Below are 3,990 nucleotides of genomic sequence, written 5' to 3'. Positions count from 1 at the left end.
GAGCAGGCCGGCCGCGGCGCTGAACAACAGGAGCACGGTCCGCGTCTGCGACGCCATGGGCTGAGCGGGGGCCCAGAAAGGGTAAAGGAAAGCCAGCAAGCCGGCGAGGTTGAGCAGCAGGAAAAGGAAATTGGCGGGCGTCAGACGCCGCAGTCCTGCCGACCAGGATCTCATCGATCGCCTCGAGCGATGATCTGCTTCCGCTCGGGACCGACCGAAATCAGACGGACGGGGAGGCCGATTTGACGCTCAATCTCCTGCACGTAGTCCCGGGCCGCGTCTGGCAGATCATCCCAGCTGCGGGCCTGGCGCAAGTCGGCCTGCCATCCGGCCAGCGAAAGGTAGCTTGGCGACACCTGCTCCAACTCGTCCAGTCCGCTGTCCAGATCACCGCTCGCGCCACCTTCCCCGAGGTAGGCTGTGCACATCATCAGGGGATCAAGCCCGTTGAGGATATCCAGCTTGGTCAGGGCGATCTCCGTCAGGCCGTTGATGCGGATGGCGTACCGCAGCAGGACGGCATCCAGCCATCCGATTCGTCGTGGCCGGGCGGTGGTTGTTCCGAACTCGTCCCACGGCTGATCCCCCGTGCCGCGCAGGCGATCGGCGGTCGGGCCCTGGATCTCGGTCGGAAAGGGACCGGCGCCGACGCGGGTCTGGAAGACCTTGGCCACGCCGAGTACGTGCCTGAGGTGCCCGGGGCCGACCCCCAGCCCGGCCAGGGCACCGGCGGTTGTGGTGCACGAAGAGGTCACGAAGGGGTAGGTGCCGTGGTCGAGATCGAGCAGGGTTCCCTGAGCCCCCTCGCCCAGAACGACCTTGCCCAGCGCTAGGGCCTCGGCGGCGAGGCGGCCGCTGTCCGCCAGGAACGGCCGGAGGACCTCGGCATACTCGCCGTACTCTCGGCCAACGGCCTCCGGGTCCAAGTTCTGGTCGGCCGCCTGAGCGGGGAGGCTCGGAGCGGCAGCGGTGACGGCTTCGGTCACCTTGCGGGCGAAATCCTCCGGCTGACGCATGGCGCCGGCTCTCAAACCGCGGCGAGACGCCTTGTCGGCGTAGGCGGGGCCGGTGCCGCGGCGAGTGGTGCCGAGCTCGGCCTGCCCGCGGCTGGATTCCTGGGCGGCGTCCAGGGCGAGGTGGGCTGGGGTGATGATGTGGGCGGCGGTGGAGAGCTTGAGGCGGTTCGGCGAAACGTCGATGCCGGCGGACTCAAGCTGGCGCAGCTCGCCGACGAGACGGCCGGGATGGATCACCATCCCCGCCCCGAGCAAGCACAGGGTGTGAGGCTGAAGGATGCCAGAGGGAACCAGGTGCAGTCGAAAGACCCGCTGGCCGACGGTAACGGTGTGTCCAGCATTGTCTCCGCCACCCCAGCGGGCGACGAGGTCGGCGCTGGCTGCCAGCAAATCGATGATGCGGCCTTTGCCTTCGTCGCCCCACTGTGCGCCGACCACTAGATCGAGCGGCATAGCGCCTCCCGGCGGCAGTATATCACCGGCCTATTCGCTGCAGGCGCCGAAAGCAGGGGGTCGGGGGCCTCAGCCGGTCAGGCCGGCGGAGGATCTCCATCGCCTCAGGCTATAATGCGGGGCGAGATGGTCCATCGTCGCTACCTTCGTACCCTCGTGGGCGGGATGCTTGTCTTGGGACTGGTAGCTGGCGGCGAGATGTTGTATGCCGGCGGCGCCAATGCTGCCGGCCTGGCCGCTCCCGTTGCCCAAGGCGAGTTCCCGACGCCAACTCCCGGGCCGGATGGGCGCATCATCTACATTGTGCGCGAGGGTGACACTGCCTGGACTATCGCGGCGGTGGCCGGACTGTCGCTTCAGGAGCTGTATGCGCTGAACGGGCTGCAGCCCACGGATTTCTTACGGCCGGGCGGGCAGCTGATCCTCGGCCTGGGCGGGCCGGCGCGGCCGACCGCCGGACCGAGCACTCTGCCGACTCAGACCCCTGTGCCTCCCACGCCAACCCCCACCTTCGGCACCGGAGAGATCTGCGTCTTGCTTTTCCATGACCGGAACGGCAACGCCCGCTATGATGCCGGAGAAGAACCGATAGCCGCCGGGCAGTTGAGTGTCACCGACGTCACAGGCGCCGAGACCGTGGAACATGCCACCGACGGGACGACGGCCCTGTCAGCCTTCGAGGAGCCGATCGGGTTCTGTTTTATGGACCTGGAAAGCGGCGATTACAACATCAGCGCTGCAGTGCCGGTGGAGTACAACCCGACGACGGCGATGAACCTTCCGATTCGCCTGAACGCTGGCGAGGTCAAGTACGTCGAGTTCGCGGCGCAGGCGAGCGGGGGCGCCGGTGGCCCGACCCCGGCGGGCGGCAGTCGATCGACAGTGCTGGGGATCCTGGGCCTGGGCTTGCTGCTGGGGGCCGCCGGGCTGGGTTACTACGCCATGCGCCTCAACCGAAAGTCGCCTTCTTCCCTGCGCTGAGAGGGCGGCCGCGGGCGGACCCGGCGATGCCTGGCGAGTCTGGGATCTCGAGAGGTGCGGGAACCCCCGCACCTTCTTGCTTGTACATCCCTGGGAGTGAAGACCCTCTCACTTGAACCGGAATCGAAGGGCGCCCGGCGCGGTTGAGGGACTCAGCCCTTTGCGGGTCGGAGTGTGGCCTCCAGGGCAGCCAGCAGCAGCACGACATTCTCGGCGCGGCAGGAGTGGCCCATCAGCCCGATGCGCCAGACTCTGCCTGCCAGGGCGCCGAACCCTCCTGCAATCTCGAGATTGAACTCCTCTCGTAGACGGGTCCGGATCTCGGCGTCGTTCACCCCCGGCGGGAGAAGCGGGGTGGTCAGCGTGGGGAGGCGCACGGCTTCGGGCATCAACATCTCGAGCCCGAGGGACTCGAGACCGGACCACAGGCTGCGAGCTAGCCGTTGGTGCCGTTCGAACCGGGCTTGCAGCCCTTCCTGGTACACCAGGCGCAGCGCCTCATGCAGCCCGTAGAAGGTCTGGATCGGCGAGGTGTGGTGATAGGCGTGCGGCTCGCCCCAGTAGCGAAGCAGGCTCTCTAGGTCCAGGTAGAAGACCGAAGGCGGGCGGCGGCGGCCGGCAATGACGGCGCGGGCACGCGCCCCGAGTGTGACCGGCGAAAGCCCGGAGGGTGCCGACAAGCACTTCTGTGAGGCTCCGTAGGCCGCATCGATATCCCACGCATCGATTTCCACGGGCAGGCCGCCGAGCGAGGTCACGACATCCAGCACCAGCAGGGCACCGGAGGCGTGCACGTCGCGGGCGATGGCAGGGATGTCCGGCTGCCAGGCCCCGGTAGAGGTCTCGGCGTGGACGAGTGTCACCAACTTGTACGCCTTACGTTGCACCGCCTGGTGGATCTCCTCAGCCCCGAACACCTGTCCCCAGCTTCGCTCCAAACGTTCGACCTCGGCGCCGTGCCGCTCCGCCATCGCCGCCAGGCGCTCTCCGAAGTACCCGGCAGCGCAGGCGAGCACCGAGTCCCCCGGCTCGATCAAGTTGCTCAACACAGCTTCCATGCCGGCTGTGCCGGTGCCGGGAACAGCCAAGGTCAACTCATTCTGCGTCTGGAAGACGAACTGCAGCAGGCAGCGCACATCGTCGAGGATGACGAGGAAATCGGGATCGAGGTGACCGGTGGGGGGGGTGGCCAGAGCGCGCAGCACGCGCGGCGGGACCATGCTGGGGCCCGGACCCAGCAGGATTCGCGGTGCCGGGTCGAGTTCATGGATGGTGGACAGGGCCGACATCAAGGCCTCCGAGGGAATCCGTCGGCCGAAGTATACGCCTGAGCCTTGCCGAGCAGGATGGGGAGCGGTGCCAGGTGCCGGCCACTCGCCGGGGTGCGGGTGGCGCAGGTGTGCGACCTACGGCGGGCTGTCGGCGCTTGGCTGGAGCAGGTTGCGCAGGACCATGTGGAGCACACCGCCGTGGCGGTAGTAGTCGAGCTCGATCGGGGTGTCGATGCGAACCCGGACGGCGAAGGCGATCTCCGTCCGGT

At 67.7% G+C, this 3,990-nt stretch carries 3 protein-coding genes; 1 reads left to right on the top strand and 2 read right to left on the bottom strand.

Annotated features, from left to right (window positions below):
• Positions 1 to 170: 170 nt before the first annotated feature.
• Positions 171 to 1,469, bottom strand: a complete 1,299-nt coding sequence (locus tag MUO23_15155; GenBank protein ID MCJ7514290.1) for an adenylosuccinate synthase — start codon at positions 1,467 to 1,469, stop codon at positions 171 to 173.
• A gap of 174 nt (positions 1,470 to 1,643) precedes the next feature.
• Here MUO23_15155 and MUO23_15150 point away from each other — a divergent pair, with 174 nt between their 5' ends.
• A complete protein-coding gene (locus MUO23_15150) occupies positions 1,644 to 2,450 on the top strand; it encodes a LysM peptidoglycan-binding domain-containing protein (GenBank protein ID MCJ7514289.1) in 807 nt (268 codons plus the stop codon).
• 152 nt (positions 2,451 to 2,602) lie between these two features.
• Here MUO23_15150 and MUO23_15145 read toward each other — a convergent pair whose 3' ends face one another.
• Positions 2,603 to 3,739 (bottom strand): alanine--glyoxylate aminotransferase family protein, encoded by a 1,137-nt coding sequence (locus MUO23_15145; protein ID MCJ7514288.1) that lies wholly within the window; start codon positions 3,737 to 3,739, stop codon positions 2,603 to 2,605.
• Positions 3,740 to 3,990: the final 251 nt, after the last annotated feature.

It is taken from the genome of Anaerolineales bacterium, from assembly GCA_022866145.1.
Classification (GTDB): Bacteria; Chloroflexota; Anaerolineae; order Anaerolineales; family E44-bin32; genus PFL42.
This window is presented reverse-complemented; position numbering and strand designations above follow the sequence as displayed.